Origin of the sequence: Candidatus Symbiopectobacterium sp. 'North America' (genome assembly GCF_015762685.1) — a bacterium.
Lineage (GTDB): Bacteria > Pseudomonadota > Gammaproteobacteria > Enterobacterales > Enterobacteriaceae > Symbiopectobacterium.
Window position 1 is genome coordinate 68166 of record NZ_PEHF01000089.1, and the last position, 17797, is coordinate 85962.

Sequence of the window (17797 nt, forward strand, 5' to 3'; positions counted from 1 at the left end):
GGATTAGCCCTCTTTCGGCCCGCGGTTGGCGCGACGGCGATCGTTTTCGGTCAGGTGACGTTTACGCAGACGAATAGACTGCGGAGTCACTTCAACCAATTCATCGTCATCGATAAATTCCAACGCTTGCTCCAGCGACATTTTCACCGCTGGCACCAGCACGGTGGCTTCATCAGTACCGGAAGCACGCATGTTGGTCAGTTTTTTACCCATCAGGCAGTTAACCGTCAGGTCATTGGAGCGGGTATGAATACCGATGATCTGGCCTTCATACACTTCTGCACCGTGACCCAGGAACAATTTGCCGCGTTCCTGCAGGCTGAACAGCGCATAGGCTACCGCTTTACCCTGACCGTTAGAGATCAGCACGCCCTTCTGACGCTGGCCGATATCGCCCGGACGCACATCGTCGTAGTGGCTAAAGATGGAGTACAGCAAGCCAGTACCGGAGGTCATGGTCATAAAGTCGGTACGGAAGCCAATCAAACCACGGCTTGGAATGATGTAATCCAGACGTACACGGCCTTTACCATCCGGGTTCATGTCACGCATTTCGCCTTTACGCAGGCCCAGCGCTTCCATCACGGAACCCTGATGCTGATCTTCGATATCAACGGTAACTCGTTCGAACGGTTCCTGACGGCGACCGTCGATGTCACAGAAGATAACTTTCGGGCGAGAAACCGCCAGTTCGAAACCTTCACGACGCATGTTTTCGATCAGCACCGACAGGTGCAGTTCGCCACGACCAGACACACGGAAGGTATCCGGGTCTTCGGTTTCTTCTACGCGCAGCGCAACGTTATGTACCAGCTCTTTCTTCAGACGATCCAGAATCTGACGAGAGGTCACAAACTTGCCTTCTTTACCGCAGAACGGCGAGGTGTTAACCCCGAAAGACATGGTAACGGTCGGCTCATCCACCGACAGCGGCGGCAGAGCTTCAACGTTAGCGGTATCACAGATGGTGTCGGAGATGTTCAGTTCACCCAGACCTGTGATAGCGATGATATCGCCCGCTTCTGCGACGCTAGATTCGATACGTTGCAAACCCAAATGGCCCAACACCTGACACACTTTACCGTTACGGCGTTTACATTCCGCATCGATAATCGTCACTTGCTGGTTCGGTTTAACGCGACCGCGTTTGATACGGCCGATACCGATAACACCCACATAGCTGTTGTAGTCCAGCTGGGAGATTTGCATTTGCAGCGGACCGTCCAGATCGACGTTCGGCGCTTCAACGTGTTTGACGATCGCTTCGAACAGCGGCGTCATGTCTTCCGCCATCTCTTCGTGATCCAAACCGGCGTTACCCATCAACGCAGACGCGTAAACGATAGGGAAATCCAGTTGCTCGTCGGTAGCACCCAGGTTGACGAACAGATCGAACACCTGATCGACGACCCAGTCAGGGCGCGCGCACGGACGGTCAACTTTGTTGATGACCACGATCGGTTTCAGGCCATAGGCAAAAGCTTTTTGGGTAACGAAACGGGTTTGGGGCATCGGGCCGTCCATTGCGTCTACCAGCAGCAGCACTGAATCGACCATGGACATTACACGCTCCACTTCACCACCGAAATCGGCGTGTCCTGGGGTGTCAACGATATTGATACGGTAATCTCTCCAGTTAATGGCGGTGTTTTTCGCCAGAATGGTGATACCGCGTTCTTTTTCCAGATCGTTGGAGTCCATAACGCGCTCAGTGGCGTCATTTCGTTCACCCAATGTTCCAGATTGTTGTAGCAGCTTGTCAACCAGGGTAGTTTTCCCATGGTCAACGTGCGCAATAATAGCAATGTTACGCAAATTCTCGATCACAGCTTTGCCTCAGGCATTTAGAAATAGCGCGCTATTGTACACGGATTAAGCAAGGGACCAAACAAGATAACACTCCTAAGCGATAAACAACCCAGGGGTGCTTGCTTTGTGATCCCTTTCACGGTGCAACGACGCAGAGAAAGTAAACAAACGCACACAAACAGTGCACTATTTTGGTGATTATGAACCATAATAGTGCAACGAACGCTAATGGTGCAGGCACTGCCTTCAATGAAAGCCTGAAAACAAAGCCTCCCAACCCCATGCGTAGAGTTGGCATGATTTTAGCTTAAACCCTATTACGGTAACAAACATCATTCCATAACGATATTCGTTCCACGACGATAAATGACAAATCGGGAGATCCAAGTATGTCCGCAGAACATGTTTTGACGATGCTGAATAAGTACGAAGTTAAATTCGTCGACTTACGCTTTACCGATACCAAGGGTAAAGAGCAGCACGTCACCATTCCAGCTCACCAGGTTAGCGCTGACTTCTTCGAAGAAGGCAAAATGTTCGACGGCTCCTCCATTGGTGGCTGGAAAGGTATCAACGAATCCGACATGGTGCTGATGCCTGACGCAAGCACCGCTGCACTGGACCCGTTCTATGAAGACACGACGCTGATCATTCGTTGTGACATTCTGGAACCGAACACCATGCAAGGTTACGATCGCGACCCGCGCTCCATCGCGAAACGCGCTGAAGAGTACCTGCGTTCCACCGGTATCGCGGATACCGTTCTGTTTGGGCCAGAACCTGAATTCTTCCTGTTTAACGACATTCGTTTCGGCAGCAGCATCTCCGGCTCTCACGTTGCTATCAATGACATCGAAGGTGCCTGGAACTCCAGCACCAAATACGAAGGCGGCAACAAAGGCCACCGTCCGGCAGTGAAAGGCGGTTACTTCCCAGTTCCCCCGGTTGACTCCGCACAAGACATCCGCTCTCAGATGTGCCAGGTAATGGAACAAATGGGTCTGGTTGTTGAAGCTCACCACCACGAAGTGGCAACCCGCTTCAACACCATGACCAAAAAAGCGGACGAAATTCAGATCTACAAATACGTTGTTCACAACGTAGCGCAAGCTTACGGCAAAACGGCCACCTTTATGCCGAAACCGATGTTCGGTGACAACTGCTCTGGCATGCACTGCCATATGTCCCTGTCCAAAGGCGGCACCAACAAATTCTCCGGCGACAAATACGCTGGCCTGTCTGAAGAAGCGCTGTTCTACATCGGCGGTGTCATCAAACATGCTAAAGCGATCAACTCCCTGTCCAACCCGACCACCAACTCTTACAAGCGTCTGGTCCCAGGTTATGAAGCTCCGGTAATGCTGGCGTACTCCGCACGTAACCGTTCTGCTTCTATCCGTATCCCGTTCGTCTCCAGCCCTAAAGCAGCACGTATCGAAGTGCGCTTCCCGGACCCGGCGGCTAACCCGTACCTGTGCTTCGCCGCACTGCTGATGGCCGGTCTGGATGGTATCAAGAACAAGATCCACCCTGGCGATGCCATGGACAAAAACCTGTACGATCTGCCGCCGGAAGAAGCGAATGAAATCCCACAGGTTGCAGGCTCTCTGGAAGAAGAACTGAACGCGCTGGACGCTGACCGTGCATTCCTGACAGCGGGCGGCGTGTTCACTGACGACGCTATCGACGCTTACATCGGTCTGCGCCGTGTTTACCTCGGCGTGGTGGGCGTGCTGAACCCTGCCATGACCGAGCATCAACAGAATTATAAGAAGTTTGTTTTTGTTGCCGTGGAAACTTTTCAGCCCATCTTCGGATGGGCTTTTTTCACCACCGGCCTTATTTCTTTATCATCAATATTGGCCGTTGCGACGTAACATCCATCATCTACACTACAATGCACCGCGAGGGTGCAGTAGTCTGCGTTATGGCAACAGGCACGCTGCCCGATGCTGGGCAAATCCTCAATTTTTTGATCAATAGTATTTTATTGCTGGATAACGACCTGGCAATCCACTATTCCAATCCGGCTGCCCAGCAGTTGCTGGCGCAAAGTTCACGCAAATTGGCGGGAACACCGTTGCCGGATCTGCTCAGCTATTTCTCGCTAAATATTGAGCTGATGCGCGAAAGTCTCAACGCGGGTCAAGGATTTACGGATAACGAAGTGACTATCGTTGTCGATGGCAGAGCACACATCATGTCGCTCACCGCACAACGCATTCAACACAGTTTTATCCTGTTGGAGATGGCGCCGATGGACAACCAGCGCCGCCTCAGCCAGGAACAATTACAGCATTCCCAGCAGCAGGCAGCGCGTGATTTGGTGATCGGTCTGGCGCATGAAATCAAGAATCCGCTCGGCGGATTGCGCGGCGCGGCACAGTTGCTGACCAAAGCGCTGCCCGATCCCGCGCTGACGGAATACACCAAAGTGATCATTGAGCAGGCCGATCGCCTGCGCAATCTGGTGGACAGGCTATTAGGGCCGCAGCAGCCGGGTTTACACGTAACACAAAGTATTCATCAGGTCGTTGAGCGCGTCTGCAAGTTGGTCTCGTTAGAAAAACCTGACAACGTGACGCTGGTGAAAGATTACGATCCCAGCCTGCCAGAACTGACCCATGACCCAGACCAGATTGAACAAGCGCTGCTGAACATTACCCGCAATGCGCTCCAGGCGCTGGGTAAAGAAGGCGGCACCATTACGCTGCGCACGCGCACCGCTTTTCAACTCACGCTGCACGGCGTGCGCTATCGCTTGACAGCGCGTATTGATATCGAAGACGATGGCCCTGGCATCCCTGCTCAGCTGCAAGACACGCTGTTTTACCCGATGGTAAGCGGTCGCGAAGGGGGCACCGGGCTGGGATGATCGATCGCGCGCAGCCTGATCGATCATCATTCGGGAAAAATTGAATTTAACAGTTGGCCAGGTCATACCGAATTCTCGGTTTACCTGCCCATTCGCCAGTAAGGTTCACGATGCAACGAGGGATTGTCGATGACGATAGCGCCATCCGTTGGGTGCTGGAGCGCGCGCTCACTGGGGCGGGGTTGACCTGTGCCACCTTTGATAACGGAAATCAGGCGCTGCACGCGCTGGCAACCCAAACGCCGGATGTGCTGCTGTCCGATATTCGCATGCCGGGCATGGACGGTCTGGCGCTGCTGCAACAGATCAAACAGCGTCATCCGATGCTGCCAGTGATTATTATGACCGCGCACTCGGATCTGGATGCGGCGGTAAGCGCTTACCAACAGGGTGCTTTTGATTACCTGCCAAAACCGTTTGATATCGACGAAGCCGTCGCTCTGGTTGAGCGCGCGATCAGTCACTATCTGGAACAGCAGCAGCCGGTCCGCGCGCAACCGCTCAATGGCCCCACCACCGATATCATTGGTGAAGCGCCGGCCATGCAGGATGTGTTTCGCATTATTGGCCGACTCTCCCGTTCATCCATCAGCGTGCAGATCAACGGGGAATCGGGAACCAGTAAAGAACTGGTGACACATGTGCTGCATCGCCACAGTCCGCGCGCCAAAGCACCGTTTATCGCCTTGAATATGGCAGCCATCCCCAAGGATCTGATCGAATCAGAGCTGTTTGGTCACGAAAAAGGGGCGTTTACCGGCGCGAATCAGATTCGTCAGGGACGCTTTGAACAGGCCGATGGCGGTACCCTGTTTCTGGATGAAATCGGCGATATGCCGCTGGATGTGCAAACGCGGCTGTTACGCGTGATTGTCTGACGGGCAGTTCTACCGCGTCGGTGGCTACGCTGCGGTGAAAGTGGATGTGCGTATTATCGCCGCGACCCACCAAAATCTGGAACTGCGCGTTCAGGAAGGCAAATTTCGCGAAGACCTGTTTCACCGCCTCAATGTGATTCGCGTCCATCTGCCTCCACTGCGTGAACGGCGTGAAGATATTCCGCGGCTGGCACGCTACTTCTTGCAGGCAACCGCCAAAGAGCTGGGCATGGAATAACCGCAACAAGCATTACTGACGGCCATCAGCAGCATGATGGCCGTATCGAGTAAAAAATAACGCTGAGGGGAACGAGACCACAGGGTGAGCGGCAGGACGCCGCGAAAGTCAGCGCCGCGTCTGGAACGCGTCGCTGGCGGCCCGTCACTGGACTCGAGCCCCGAAGGCACCGCGTAGCGGCGTTATTTCTCGCGAAAAGCCAGGGGCCACGGGGCGAGGGTGATTGAGCGCCCCGTGTCGGGCGCGTGCGATGTACGGTGCGAATAACCGTTTAAGTTAACGCGCACGAAACATTCACCGTACCAACAAAAAGGCTCGGCCTAAATTTGTGGGAATTCCTCAACCCGAAGGCGAAAACCTCCCACAGATAGCGCGCATTTCACCAGAAGAGTGTCCCCAGTCCAGCACCGAGAACGATGGCAAGCGTGACGCTTACGCTCCGTTTACCGTACCCTCACACGTATCGCTTGGAATTACAAGCCAGCGCACAAAATTGTCGATATTTTGTTCTTTACATAAAACAGGCCGGCAGTATGATCGTGTCGCTGATTCAGGAGAAAGTACCATGCTAGATTCACTTATTTCTGCGGCGACACACGGCGCGGAGCTTGGCGTAGCGGCAAGTCACTCACCGCAAACCGCCATTGCTGCGATTCTGTGCGCTGTATTGATCAATTTCTTTATTTAGGCCTGACCGACATGCCATCGGGCTGATGTCCTATATCACAATAACATCCCCCATCATCTCGATGATGACGTTGTTTGAATATAAAACGTTTTAACCTGAAAACGCCCCGCTATCGTCGGGGCGTTTTTTTTGCCTTGGCTCAATGTTCCCCACCGGGGCGTGGTGCTGGATAGTCTTTATCCAATTGAATCGGTTGCGCGTACTCACTGTTCCACAACTGGGCGTACAACGCATCAATGAGCGCGGCCATCGCTGGACTTTGCATTACAATCTCCAGATTGCACGAGTTATCAAGATAACCACCGCTCCAGTTACTGGTGCCCACCCAGGATTTTTGTTGATCAATGGTCATGACCTTGCTGTGAATCACGCGGGAAAAGGGAATGAACCCACAGCTCGCCTCAGGCAATGTCACGATTTTCACCTCGACGTTCGGCAACACCGCCAAACTTTTGAGATAAGCAATGTTCGGCTTTTTGCTGCTCCAGTTCGCCACCATTAACTCCACCTTCACCCCACGTGCTGCTGCGCTGCGTAACGCATTATCTATCAACGCATAATAGGGACGAGTGCGGTTCGGGCCATATGAGAGCGGCGCATAGTCCATTACCTGAATGCGCACTCGGGTTTTCGCTTGCACCAGTAAGCGTGACAATTCCGTTTCAGAATCCAGCACGCCCGATGGGTTGAACGCTTTGGGGCTGGCAACCAGATAGTTATTTGGGCGCGAATAATCCTGCTCAGCAGTCTGCATAACTGGCTTGACGGCGATACCTTGCGCCAGTGCTTGCTGCGCCAGCCAGTCCTGCTCAAACACCGCATTGAGCTGTTTAACCACGCTGGGGTCGTCAATAAGCAACCCGGTTTCGTGAATATGCTCGAGTGAATGCCAGTCAAAATTTTGGCTACCGACGTAGGCACGTTTGCCATCCACCAGCAGGTATTTCGCATGCAGAATCCCGCCGGTCAGCTTACCGTAAGGAATGACCGGCAGTTCTAGATTAGGAATCGCCTTCAACTGCGCCAACGTTTCCGGCGTTGACAGTGCAATGCACTTCTCTTCTAACAGAAAACAAATTCTTACACCGCGCTCTCCCGCGCTGCGCAGATGTTGCAACACGTTATCAAGCCGCGAGCCGCGCTGATTGGCAACGTAGAACTCCCCCAACGACAGGCTATGCTGCGCTTCATCGAACAGCGCACTCCAAACAGCATCCGGCGCACGCAGATCCGGGGCCTGTAACGTGGTTTCTACTGGCGCGGTATACACCAACTCATAACCGGGAATGCTGAAATCCGCCAGCGCCGAGGGGGTAACCAAACACAGCCCGAGTCCGACACACGCAGCCCAATGCCGCCCAGCGTGTTTGTAGCCCGCACGCTACTCATAGCGCTTTACCCCATTTTCCTGCACCGCTGCAGGCTTGACGGACTGGCAGGTATGTGGCATTCCGGCACGCAGCAACAGCACTTTCAGCGCTTTATTGATGTGCTCCATGCGACTTTGCAGGAAGTTGTTTCCCAACAGGCACACCAGCGCGATGGCAATCCCCAGCCCCGTGGCGTACAGCGCCGTCCCCATCACGGCGGAAACCTGACTTGGGTCAGAAATCCCAGCAGCCGAGAGTGCCTTAAAGGTTTCGATAATACCCATAATTGTGCCCACCAGACCCAGCAGCGGCGCGACTGTAACAATGGTTTCCAGCAGCCACAATCCTCGCGTCATGTGCGGTTTGCTTTGCAGATATTGGGTATCGATCAGATCGTTGAGCTCATCACGGTCGCGATCCGCCGCCTGCGGCAACAACGGAGTAATTAGCGTTACCGGCAAGCTGTTGCGCTGGCTGAGCTCAGCAGGGAGATCGTGAAGATGGCGAATGTCGGCGGTCAGCGCACGGAACAAGCACGTGGTCTGACGGCGTGTATAAGCAAAGAACAGACCACGTTCAATGATGATGATCAGTGCCGCCACCAGCTAGGCATACATCGCATAGAAAATAATATCGTGCAGGTCGTTTGCGTTCATAAGGGTCCGATTTTCCTTCGGTGCGTGTTACGCCCTTGCTGGCGCGTAACGGTAATAAGCAACTCCCCTGTGGATAAATTCCGCCAGGGGATATCAGGTTTGCGAGTGATTAGAAGGTGGCGTCCAGCGACACGCTAAAGGTGCTCTCTTCACCTACGTTGTAATAAGGCGTGCTGGCACGAACGCCGTTGTGCGCAGCGGCGTTGAATACCACTGTACGTGCGGAATCCAGGTATTCCTTATCGAACACGTTGTTAACGTTGAAACGCAGCGTGGCGCTTTTGATGATCTTCTTGTCTACCGGCAAGTGAATGCCCGCATTGAGATCGACCACGGTACGCCCGCCAATTTTCTCATCGTTGGTCATGTCACCGTAAAACGCACCGGTATAACGGCCATTGATGCCTGCGTAGTAGCGTCTATCGTCATAACCTACGCCCAGATTAAGCATGTTCTTCGGCGTGTTGGCGGAACGTTTACCGGTGGTTGGCAGCGTGGAGCCGTTGGTGACCATATCGTCTCTCTGCTTGGTGTCAGTATAGGTGTAAGAGGCAAAGTAATTGAAGTTATGCGGCAGTTTTCCGCTCAGCTCAGCCTCGATGCCTTTGTTCTCTACTTTACCGGCGTTAATCATCTCGTATTCGCCATCAACGTTACGGCTGGAGATCTGACGATCGGTAAACGCAATGTAGAACAGTGAGGTGCTCAACATCACGTCTTGCCTCTGGAAGCGCCAGCCCAGTTCGTGGTTCCAGCTCAGTTCTGGCTTGGTGTTGATGGAATCACCCAGGTTATAGAGCACTTAGTTAGGTGGCATGCGCATATTGCGCGTCAGGCTGTAAAATACCTGATTTTCGGGGTTAATTTTGTAGGATGCACTGAAGCTCGGCAGAAACTCTTTATAGGTGCGCGCCTTTTTCGCCTCCACAGAACTCAAACTGCCCAGATCGTACCCGTCACGTTTCACGTGCTGCCAGGCCAGGCCGCCAGTGAGCGTCCAGTCGGGGGAGACAAACCAAGTATCCTGCAACCAGAACTTATGCACTGGTGTCACGGTGAACTGGTTGCGCCCCTGGATCACTTTGCCGTTGGCATCTTTCACCAAGTGCGAACCGTTGGGTTTGCCGGAAAGATCAATCGGGTTACCGTCTGCTTTAATACCGATATAGGGCTGCGTCTGACGTTGGCGTACACGTTCAAACCAGTAACCGATATCCAGACTGTGCTGGTCATTGAGATCCAATTTCAGGGTGTTGGTGATGCCCGGACGCCAGGTTTCCGTCCAGGAAGGGCGATAGTAAGTATTGCTGCTCAGGTTACTGAGATCATAACTGCCCGATTTATAGTTAGTGGTGGAAGAAAGCGTATAGGCCGATTGACCGCTGAAACTGCCGCCGTTGCCCCAGCAATAATAGGGTTGCAGCGTCAGCGACAGGTTATCGCGCAGTTGCAGTTTCTGCGTGAAGGTAAGGTTCAGACTTTCAAACAGGTTGCGGTTAATCTTGTAGTAACGTGAGAGCTGTCCACGGCTGTTATATTCTGGCGTGGTCGGGTAATCGACGTAGCGTCCCTGATTCAGGAAGGTGCTTTTGCTTAGCGTATTGTAGTTATTCATGTCCTGCTTGTTATACTTAACCAGCAGGTTGTTGCCGTTGTCATCTTCATACAGGCCGTTCCATTCCAGCTTGTTGGAACGGGTGGCTCCTTTGCCACGCCACTTATCGGAGTAGGAGTAGGAGTAGGATAACCAACTACTGAAGCCGTCATGCAGCCCGGTTTCCAAACGAATCAGTGATTTGCTCAGGTTGCTGCTGCCCAAGGTCTGTTTGATGAATCCGCCAAACTCTTTGGCTGGGCGTTTCATCACCAGACCGATATTGCCGCCGCTGGAGCCGATATGCGGGCCATTCATCTCTGAGGAACCCTGGGTCACAAAAATCTGCTCAAGGTTTTCCGCATCGCCCAACTGGTTGGCATACACGTTATAGCTGCCCGAATCGTTCATCGGAATGCCATCAACCGAAAGACCGATCTGGTCATTGCTCATACCACGCATGATGTAATCGATACCGCTCAGGCCGGTAGAGTCATTACTGCTGACATTCAGGCCGGCGGTGTATTTCAACTTATCGATGGCGTTAGCGGTAGCAGGCATCTTATCCATCGCTTCTTTGGTTACCGTCGAGCGAGATTTCGCACTCTCTTCCTGAATCATCATTCCCTCTCCCAATGGCGCTCCTTTAACCTGAATGGAGCCGATGTCTGTTGCATCGTTTGCCAGCACGGTTCCCGACCATAACGCGGCCGCGACAGAGAGATATCCTTGAAACTATAAATAATTTCATTGTGTTAATCACCCTGATTCAATGTTGTGTATAGGCGCTCACTGCGCTTGATAATAGAATGTGGCTAAAAAACGTTTGGTGTTTTGCCCGGCAAACGCCTCTGCCGGAAATGGCCTGACCTGCGTGATGCTCTGTAATGTGCTGGTTGCCGCTCGGTTGAGCAGCATGCTGGTGGCTTTCTGATTAATGCCGCTGTTGAGCACGCGGCCGTTGCGATCGACTTCCAGCCAGATTTCGACGTTTCCTTCCGGGCGTTCCAATGACGCCTGACGCCCCGTTGGGTAGCGTTTTAACTGCTCAATCTGGCCACGCAGCGCCTGGATGTAGCTGTTCTCCAACGCCTGTGCGTTCACTTTCGGCGGTGCAGGTGTGGGCACGACGGGGGCTGATGCAGTAGCTTTTGCCACGGCAGCTTTCACCGACGTGGCAACGGACGCAGGGCGCGGCACTGGAACAAGCTTTGGCTTGGGCACCGGTTTGGGTTTGGGCTCCGGCTTCGGTTCGGGTTTCGGTGGCGGCGCCTCAACAATCGGTTCTGGCGTCTTGACGGGCTCTGGCTCCAGCTCTGGCAACGTCTCCTCGGGAGGCGTTTCAGGCTCTGGAGAAACCACCGCTTCTGGCGGTGCCGGCGGTGTGAGATCGGCGAGCGACAGCTCCATGACGCTATCGTCATACTGGGGTTGTACTTTGAGCGAGCTTTGCTGTGTCATCACCATCAAACATGCAGCTACCACGGGCAGCGGCAACCAGCTAATGGCATGACGTGAACGATAAAGACAATACATGTCACTGCTTCCGCGTTGCGATTGAAACCGAGGTAAACCCACCTTGAGGCAGGGTATCCATCACCGTGACCAAACGCTCAACCGCCACCTGCTTATCACTGTTGACGATAATGGTGGTGATCTCTCCAGCCTGTTGCTGCTGTTTTAAGGTGCTGACCAAATCGGTAATCAAGATGGGTGAACCGTCCAGTTGCAGTTGGTCTTATTCACCTAGAGTGACGATGGCTTTTTTCTGCGGTTTTAGCTGTTGGGCGCTGCTGGCAGAGGGAAGCTGGGTTTTCAGCCCCGTGGCAGGAAGGACGTTGATACTGATCAGGACGAAAAACACCAGTAAAAACATCATGACGTCGATCATTGGGATCAACTCAATATGGGCTTTGTTTCTTTTTGGTTCGTTCCAGTTTCTCATTTTCTCTCTTCCCATCGTTGGCGTCTGGCGATGACACGCAAAGATGATTGGGTCCCCAAAGATGGCAGCCACCACGGAATGGTTAGCTGCCAAAGCAAAGCAGCCACTATAGAGAGCGCATACTTAAATTTATTTACACTTATGTGATTATTTTTTCATTGCAGGTGGTTTTTTGGTGTAATTCTCTCAATATCACATTGATTTGATACTTTTCTTACAGATGAGAGGCATGTCTGAAAGGGTGAACGTTTATTTTCCCAAAGCGCTGCTGAACTTTATCCTGTGGGGGCAGTTGAATCAGTTGAAAACTGAGGAATCATGAAGGGGCGAGAGAGGCGTAGAAATAAAAACCGAATAGCAATACATTAACTTTCTGACAGTTTTGGAGTTTTTTACATTTTCTTAATACTATCTTATCTCTTGTATATATTACGAATACAAATATTACGCAGCGTAGCCATCCCTTAATTATCTAAAAGCTCAAGCATAATCATTATAAAAAACCAAACAACATTATTTTTTTAGAATAAAACTCTAAGTGAAAAGATAAAAATGAAAGAGGGGAGTAAGTAGCTATCCCTTCTCGACTTATTCTTATTAATGATTTTAGTAGGCATAAAAAATTAAAAAAACTATTATTGCTCAGTCCCGGCATGCTACTGGAAAAGCTTCACTGATGTTACCGAACTTAATCATTTTATACATTGATACAGGTGACATTATGTTTAATATTTACAGCGTTAATTACTTATCCCTAAGCAATGAAAATACTGAGGATTTATTTACTTTACGTAAAAATATATTTAAAGATCGTTTACAATGGGATGTGAGTTGTTTTGATGGAAAAGAGTTTGATAAATTTGACAATGAGAAAACAGATTATATATTTGGCATGAAAAATGGTGTTATCATCTGTGGCACAAGAATTATAGATGTCAAACACCATAATATGCTGAATGATACGTTTTCGTCTTTCTTTAAAGAAGTAAACTTACCAGAAGGAAAGTTCATTGAATCAACCCGTTTTTTTGTGGATAAAGATAGGGTTAGTTCACTTCTTGGTAACAGGTCCTCTATTACTCTGGCCTTATTTCTTTCATTGATTAACTATGCCCAACGTCACCATTATGACGGCATATTGGCTGTTGCAAGTCACCCAATGATGATCATCATCCGAAAATCAGGCTGGAATGTTACAGTACTGGAAACCGGGGTTTCTGAGAAAGATGAACCCGTCTACCTGCTACTGGGTCATATCGATCTAATGAGTCAGAAAGAACTAAAAGACAGAATATTACGCAAGGACAACATTCAGTTTGAAAACATACTGAACGAATGGCCACTGCCGTTTATAGCTGAGTAATCATTACTTAACCGGTTGAATCAGACGAAGCTCTACGCCAAGACGCACAGCATGCCGGGCATTGGCGACACCCATTTTTTTAACAATATTTAACATATGGAACTTGACGGTACGCACTTTTATGCCAAGAATAATCCCCGTTTCTTGGTATGTTTTGCCGACACTAGTCCAGTAGAGAATTTCTCTTTCCCTTTTAGTAAGTTGCTTAGCTTTATTGGAATCCTCAGTTTTTTCCGAGAATGAAGTTAACGTCAGGTACGTTTCGTGTACCGATGCCAACAACATTGAGATATCTCCTTTATTCTGCAAAAGCGTTTGCATTATTCTTGTCTTGCGTTCAGAAGAGATAATAAAAGATAAGGTCACAAAATTATTGTTATAGTCATGCAAGACAAATGTATAACCATCAACCACCTCATATTCACTGGCCTGGTTGAAAAATTCTGCAAAGTCATACCCTGAACGGGCCATCAGTTTTTCATTCCAAGGAAAAGGGGTTAACCTTTTTAACGCAGTAATTACCACTGGATCCGTGTACTGAACCCCATTTTCTCGGTAATGTTTGACCCATTCATTTGGATAGTTTGTTACACCAAAGATACATGACATATCTTTTTTAGATAAGACCACGTATGCCCACGTAAATGTCTCAAGGGTGTTTAACGTTGCTTCAAGCTGTTTTTTTATAACTTCCTCAACATCACGCTCACTTTTCATTAACATATCAACGTCCTTGTAAGTGCGAATAGTATACCTTCAATAATATATCACATATCGGAAAGTATGACCGCCTTCGTATCAGTTTAGGTACAGGTATAAGATATAGCAAGTAAACTGTACTTATGGTCAGATTATTTTTCCAGTTATTTGTATTATTCTATTAGGGATAATGAGGTATTTATCACTGACAGTTACTAAAAGACCCCAAACACAAAGGGTTAGAAAAACCGATAGCTAAACACCAGGGAATACACACCCTCAGTATAAATATTAAATTGAGGGTGTTCAGACTTCAGTCTCATAAGCATGCCACTGTTATTATTCTACCAGTCAAAATACATCGCTAGCATCCCCCCTTCTACAACGAGAGAGCAAAGCGCTGATTTTCCCACCACCTAGTCCGTGAAATAAAGGTAGAAAACATAATAACCTCAGATAGATAAGTGGTAAAATGAGTGCAAAATTTAAAAACGCACAATTTATTTGGTATTCTACAACGCTGTACACGGCATAATCGGTAATTGTCGCTAATGTAGGCAATTACAGTCACAAACACCGTCAAATAACACGTGAGAACTGCTGGGTCCGCGCTTTAGCACGTAGATAGCTGTCAAAGCACATGCAGATATTGCGAATCAACAAGCGGCCTTTCGGTGTTACCATGATCCCCATAGGGTGCAATTCAGCCAGGCCATCCTGCACCAACGTTGCCAGCAGGCGCAAATCTTCCGCGAAGTAAAGGCGACAATCGATGCCGTAGTCCGCCTCAATCGCTGCGTAATCCAGACGGAAATTACAGATAAGGCTTTTGATCACATCACGACGGATGCAGTCATCGTGCGTCAAGCGCAAGCCGCGCCACAACGCATTGCCCTGCTCCCCTACCTTCTCGTAGTAGGTTTTCAGCACCTTTTCATTTTGCGCGTAGCTGTCGCCAATCATGCTGATCGCCGACACCCCCATGCCCAGTAGGTCAGTGTCATCTTGCGTGGTGTAACCCTGAAAATTACGGTGCAATTTACCGGCACATTGTGCCAGCGCTAGCTCATCGTCTGGGCGAGCAAAGTGATCCATGCCGATAAACTGATAACCCGAGTGGGTGAGCGTGGTAATGGTTTGGCGCAGAATCTCCAGCTTTTGCGCGGGACTCGGTAAATCCGCATCTTTGATTTTACGCTGGGCAGCAAACAGCGTCGGCAAATGGGCGTAGTTGAATACGCTGAGGCGGTGCGGACTTAACTCAGCAACGCGTTGTAAGGTAAAAACAAAGCTTTCCGGCGTCTGTTTCGGCAAACCGTAAATCAGGTCGATATTGGTGGAGGTAAAGCCAAGCGCTTTGGCACGTTCAATTAGCGCAAAGATAAATGCCTCATCCTGCTCACGATTCACCAGACGTTGCACTTCCTTGTTGAAATCCTGCACGCCCATGCTCAGGCGATTAAAGCCTTCCGCACGCAGGTGATCGAGGATATTCAGCTCGATTTCACGTGGATCGACCTCGAGCGAGATTTCCGCCTCATCTGCAAACTGGAAATTCTCGCGCAGCAGCGCCATCAGTCGGCTGATTTGATCTTTGTTGAGATAGGTCGGCGTGCCGCCGCCCCAGTGCAGTTGCGTGACGATGCGCCCGGCAAACAGCGGCGCGCGCTGGCGAATCTCCACGGCCAGCACATCAAGATATTCTTCTGCTTTGTGCTGCTGGCGCGTCACCAGCTTGTTGCAACCGCAGAAATAGCACAGGCGATAACAAAACGGGATGTGGACATAAAGCGACAGTGGCCGCTCAGGGTAACGCGCTATCGCCTGGCGGAATGCCGCATCATCATACTGTTCGTTAAACTCGAGCGCCGTAGGATACGAGGTATAACGCGGCCCGGAATAGTTGTATTTTTGAATCAGGGCTAAATCCCAATCGACGTGTTGATCTTGCATGCGTTACTCCTTCCGCTTGTATTTCCCAACAGCGCTTTTCAGCGGCAGCTTACGCTGTCCTGTCCCGAACACGGTTCGCTGTAGTCGTGTTTTACGCCGGGAAAGCAGCCACAGTTTAACCAACAGACACAGCAGATAACAGACAACCAACACCAATATGAGAGACAGTAGCCCTTTCATCAGAATACGTCTTTTGGGTTATTACGTTTGAGGAGCTGCATCATGTCTTCCTGCTGCGCTTCCTCTTCCTCATCATCCATTTCGATGCCCAGCTCATCCATCAGGGCATTGATACGATCGAGCGTGCTGTCCACCCATTTCTGCTCATCTTTGCTCAGCGTTTCGCCGTTATCCAGACGTTCCAGCAGTGCATCGAGGCGATCGTCATTTTCCAGCAGAGCCAGCTCTTGCTCGGGGGTTAGCCGTGTTTCAACCAGCGTGTCTGATTTAGCCGGTACGGCCGCTTTCGCGGGCTTTGCGCTTTTCGGCGTGTCATCACTGACGATCAGGGCGACCGGTTTTTTGCTCCCAATACAAGGATCGCGAATCTTGCTCTGGCCAGATTTGCCCGCCTCCACTGTCTCAGGATGCGCGCGACTGCCCGCAGCATGACCACTGTGTTTTTTCTGACGTTTACGCTCCCAGCCTTCGCAGTTAAGCTCGCCGCGCGTCTTTTTCTTGGCTTTCGATGTCGACGCCTTCGCGCCTGGGACTTTGGTGCCCGAATTTTTCACCGGCTGTTTCATAACAACACTCTCAGGTAAACAGAAGACAATTGCGTCGGAATCTAGCAGAAAGGCCAGCAATAAAAAAGGGTTGGTGCGGCTAACTGGGCGAATTCGCCTTGTGCGCTACACGCTGCGACCGATAACCCCGCGTTTCGGGTCAGTTATAGGTATAATAGACCCAAAACCCCCTATCCAGACAGAGATAACCATTGTGACCGAACAACAGAACCCAAACGTGACGCATAACTACAATGTGACGCATTTTGTCACCAGCGCGCCCGATATTCGTCACCTGCCTGCCGATAACGGTATTGAAGTGGCGTTTGCCGGACGCTCGAACGCGGGAAAATCCAGCGCGCTTAACACGCTGACCAACCAAAAAAGCCTGGCGCGCACCAGTAAAACACCGGGACGAACCCAGCTTATCAACCTGTTTGAAGTCACAGACGGCGTGCGTCTGGTTGACCTTCCCGGCTATGGCTATGCCGAAGTTCCGGAAGAGATGAAGCGGAAATGGCAGAAAGCACTGGGCGAATATCTGCAAAAACGTGCCTGTCTGCAAGGACTGGTGGTGTTGATGGATATCCGTCACCCGCTGAAATATCTCGATCAGCAAATGATTGAATGGGCCGTGGATGTGGATCTGCCAGTGCTCATTCTGCTCACCAAATCCGATAAACTGGCTTCCGGTGCGCGCAAAGCGCAACTGAATGCCGTGCGTGAAGCCGTGCTCGCGTTTGGCGGAGATATTCAGGTTGAAGACTTCTCCTCCTTGAAAAAAGAAGGGGTGGATAAACTGCGTCAGAAACTCGATCTGTGGTTCAACACCCGTCCTTCAGTGCAAGACGACATCGATAATTAAGATTAACTGCCGCGATCGTTAGCGATCTTGCGGCATTTTTCTGACTCACGCCCAATAAAATCTATGGTCACCCCCATTTTTGCAACACTGATTTTCGATTGATGTTGGGCTTGCTTAAATCTATCCGGCGTCTTTATGG

The 17797-nt window shown here is 50.6% G+C and carries 11 protein-coding genes and 5 pseudogenes; 6 read left to right on the forward strand and 10 right to left on the reverse strand.

Annotated elements, in window-relative coordinates:
• Window positions 1-3: 3 nt before the first annotated feature.
• Window positions 4-1827 carry a ribosome-dependent GTPase TypA gene (gene typA, locus CS369_RS19340; protein ID WP_196908329.1) on the reverse strand — a complete coding sequence of 608 codons (1824 nt, stop codon included), beginning with the start codon at window positions 1825-1827 and terminating at the stop codon, window positions 4-6.
• A gap of 371 nt (window positions 1828-2198) precedes the next feature.
• Between typA and glnA the strand changes: the two are divergent.
• The 4 genes and pseudogenes from glnA to CS369_RS19360 all read left to right on the forward strand — a co-directional run.
• Window positions 2199-3518, forward strand: a pseudogene (glnA, locus tag CS369_RS19345) (glutamate--ammonia ligase); the annotation flags it as partial.
• A 218-nt stretch (window positions 3519-3736) separates the two neighbouring features.
• A pseudogene (glnL, locus tag CS369_RS19350) lies at window positions 3737-4786 on the forward strand (nitrogen regulation protein NR(II)).
• 8 nt (window positions 4787-4794) lie between these two features.
• Window positions 4795-5797, forward strand: a pseudogene (gene glnG / locus CS369_RS19355) (nitrogen regulation protein NR(I)); the annotation flags it as partial.
• A gap of 568 nt (window positions 5798-6365) precedes the next feature.
• Window positions 6366-6488 (forward strand): YshB family small membrane protein, encoded by a 123-nt coding sequence (locus tag CS369_RS19360; RefSeq protein WP_196908330.1) that lies wholly within the window; start codon window positions 6366-6368, stop codon window positions 6486-6488.
• A 139-nt stretch (window positions 6489-6627) separates the two neighbouring features.
• Here CS369_RS19360 and CS369_RS19365 read toward each other — a convergent pair whose 3' ends face one another.
• The 5 genes and pseudogenes from CS369_RS19365 to CS369_RS19385 all read right to left on the reverse strand — a co-directional run bounded on the left by CS369_RS19365 (window position 6628) and on the right by CS369_RS19385 (window position 12053).
• Window positions 6628-7809: a phospholipase D-like domain-containing protein gene (locus CS369_RS19365; RefSeq protein ID WP_196908331.1), complete on the reverse strand. Its 1182-nt coding sequence runs from the start codon at window positions 7807-7809 to the stop codon at window positions 6628-6630.
• 60 nt (window positions 7810-7869) lie between these two features.
• Entirely contained in the window at window positions 7870-8463 is a 594-nt protein-coding gene (locus tag CS369_RS19370) for a MotA/TolQ/ExbB proton channel family protein (protein ID WP_244665116.1), read from the reverse strand.
• A gap of 160 nt (window positions 8464-8623) precedes the next feature.
• A pseudogene (locus CS369_RS19375) lies at window positions 8624-10798 on the reverse strand (TonB-dependent receptor).
• A gap of 99 nt (window positions 10799-10897) precedes the next feature.
• Entirely contained in the window at window positions 10898-11644 is a 747-nt protein-coding gene (locus tag CS369_RS19380; protein WP_196908332.1) for an energy transducer TonB, read from the reverse strand.
• 1 nt (window position 11645) lies between these two features.
• A pseudogene (locus CS369_RS19385) lies at window positions 11646-12053 on the reverse strand (ExbD/TolR family protein).
• A gap of 721 nt (window positions 12054-12774) precedes the next feature.
• On the opposite strand from CS369_RS19385, the gene CS369_RS19390 reads away from it, so the two are divergent.
• On the forward strand, window positions 12775-13416 hold the full coding sequence (locus CS369_RS19390) for an acyl-homoserine-lactone synthase (protein WP_196908333.1): 642 nt from the start codon (window positions 12775-12777) through the stop codon (window positions 13414-13416).
• A 3-nt stretch (window positions 13417-13419) separates the two neighbouring features.
• Here the strand turns inward: CS369_RS19390 and CS369_RS19395 are convergent, their stop codons facing one another.
• The 4 genes from CS369_RS19395 to yihI all read right to left on the reverse strand — a co-directional run bounded on the left by CS369_RS19395 (window position 13420) and on the right by yihI (window position 16814).
• The gene (locus CS369_RS19395; protein WP_307833727.1) at window positions 13420-14139 is read right to left on the reverse strand and encodes a LuxR family transcriptional regulator; all 720 of its coding nucleotides are present in this window, start codon (window positions 14137-14139) and stop codon (window positions 13420-13422) included.
• A gap of 555 nt (window positions 14140-14694) precedes the next feature.
• Window positions 14695-16068 carry an oxygen-independent coproporphyrinogen III oxidase gene (hemN, locus tag CS369_RS19400; protein WP_196908334.1) on the reverse strand — a complete coding sequence of 458 codons (1374 nt, stop codon included), beginning with the start codon at window positions 16066-16068 and terminating at the stop codon, window positions 14695-14697.
• A 3-nt stretch (window positions 16069-16071) separates the two neighbouring features.
• Window positions 16072-16248, reverse strand: coding sequence for a high mobility group protein Z (locus CS369_RS19405; protein ID WP_196908335.1), 177 nt, complete (start codon window positions 16246-16248; stop codon window positions 16072-16074).
• Window positions 16248-16814 carry a Der GTPase-activating protein YihI gene (yihI, locus tag CS369_RS19410; RefSeq protein ID WP_196908336.1) on the reverse strand — a complete coding sequence of 189 codons (567 nt, stop codon included), beginning with the start codon at window positions 16812-16814 and terminating at the stop codon, window positions 16248-16250. The genes CS369_RS19405 and yihI overlap by 1 nt, the downstream gene beginning before the upstream one ends.
• A gap of 193 nt (window positions 16815-17007) precedes the next feature.
• On the opposite strand from yihI, the gene yihA reads away from it, so the two are divergent.
• Window positions 17008-17658, forward strand: a complete 651-nt coding sequence (gene yihA, locus CS369_RS19415; protein WP_374191088.1) for a ribosome biogenesis GTP-binding protein YihA/YsxC — start codon at window positions 17008-17010, stop codon at window positions 17656-17658.
• Window positions 17659-17797 lie beyond the last annotated feature (139 nt).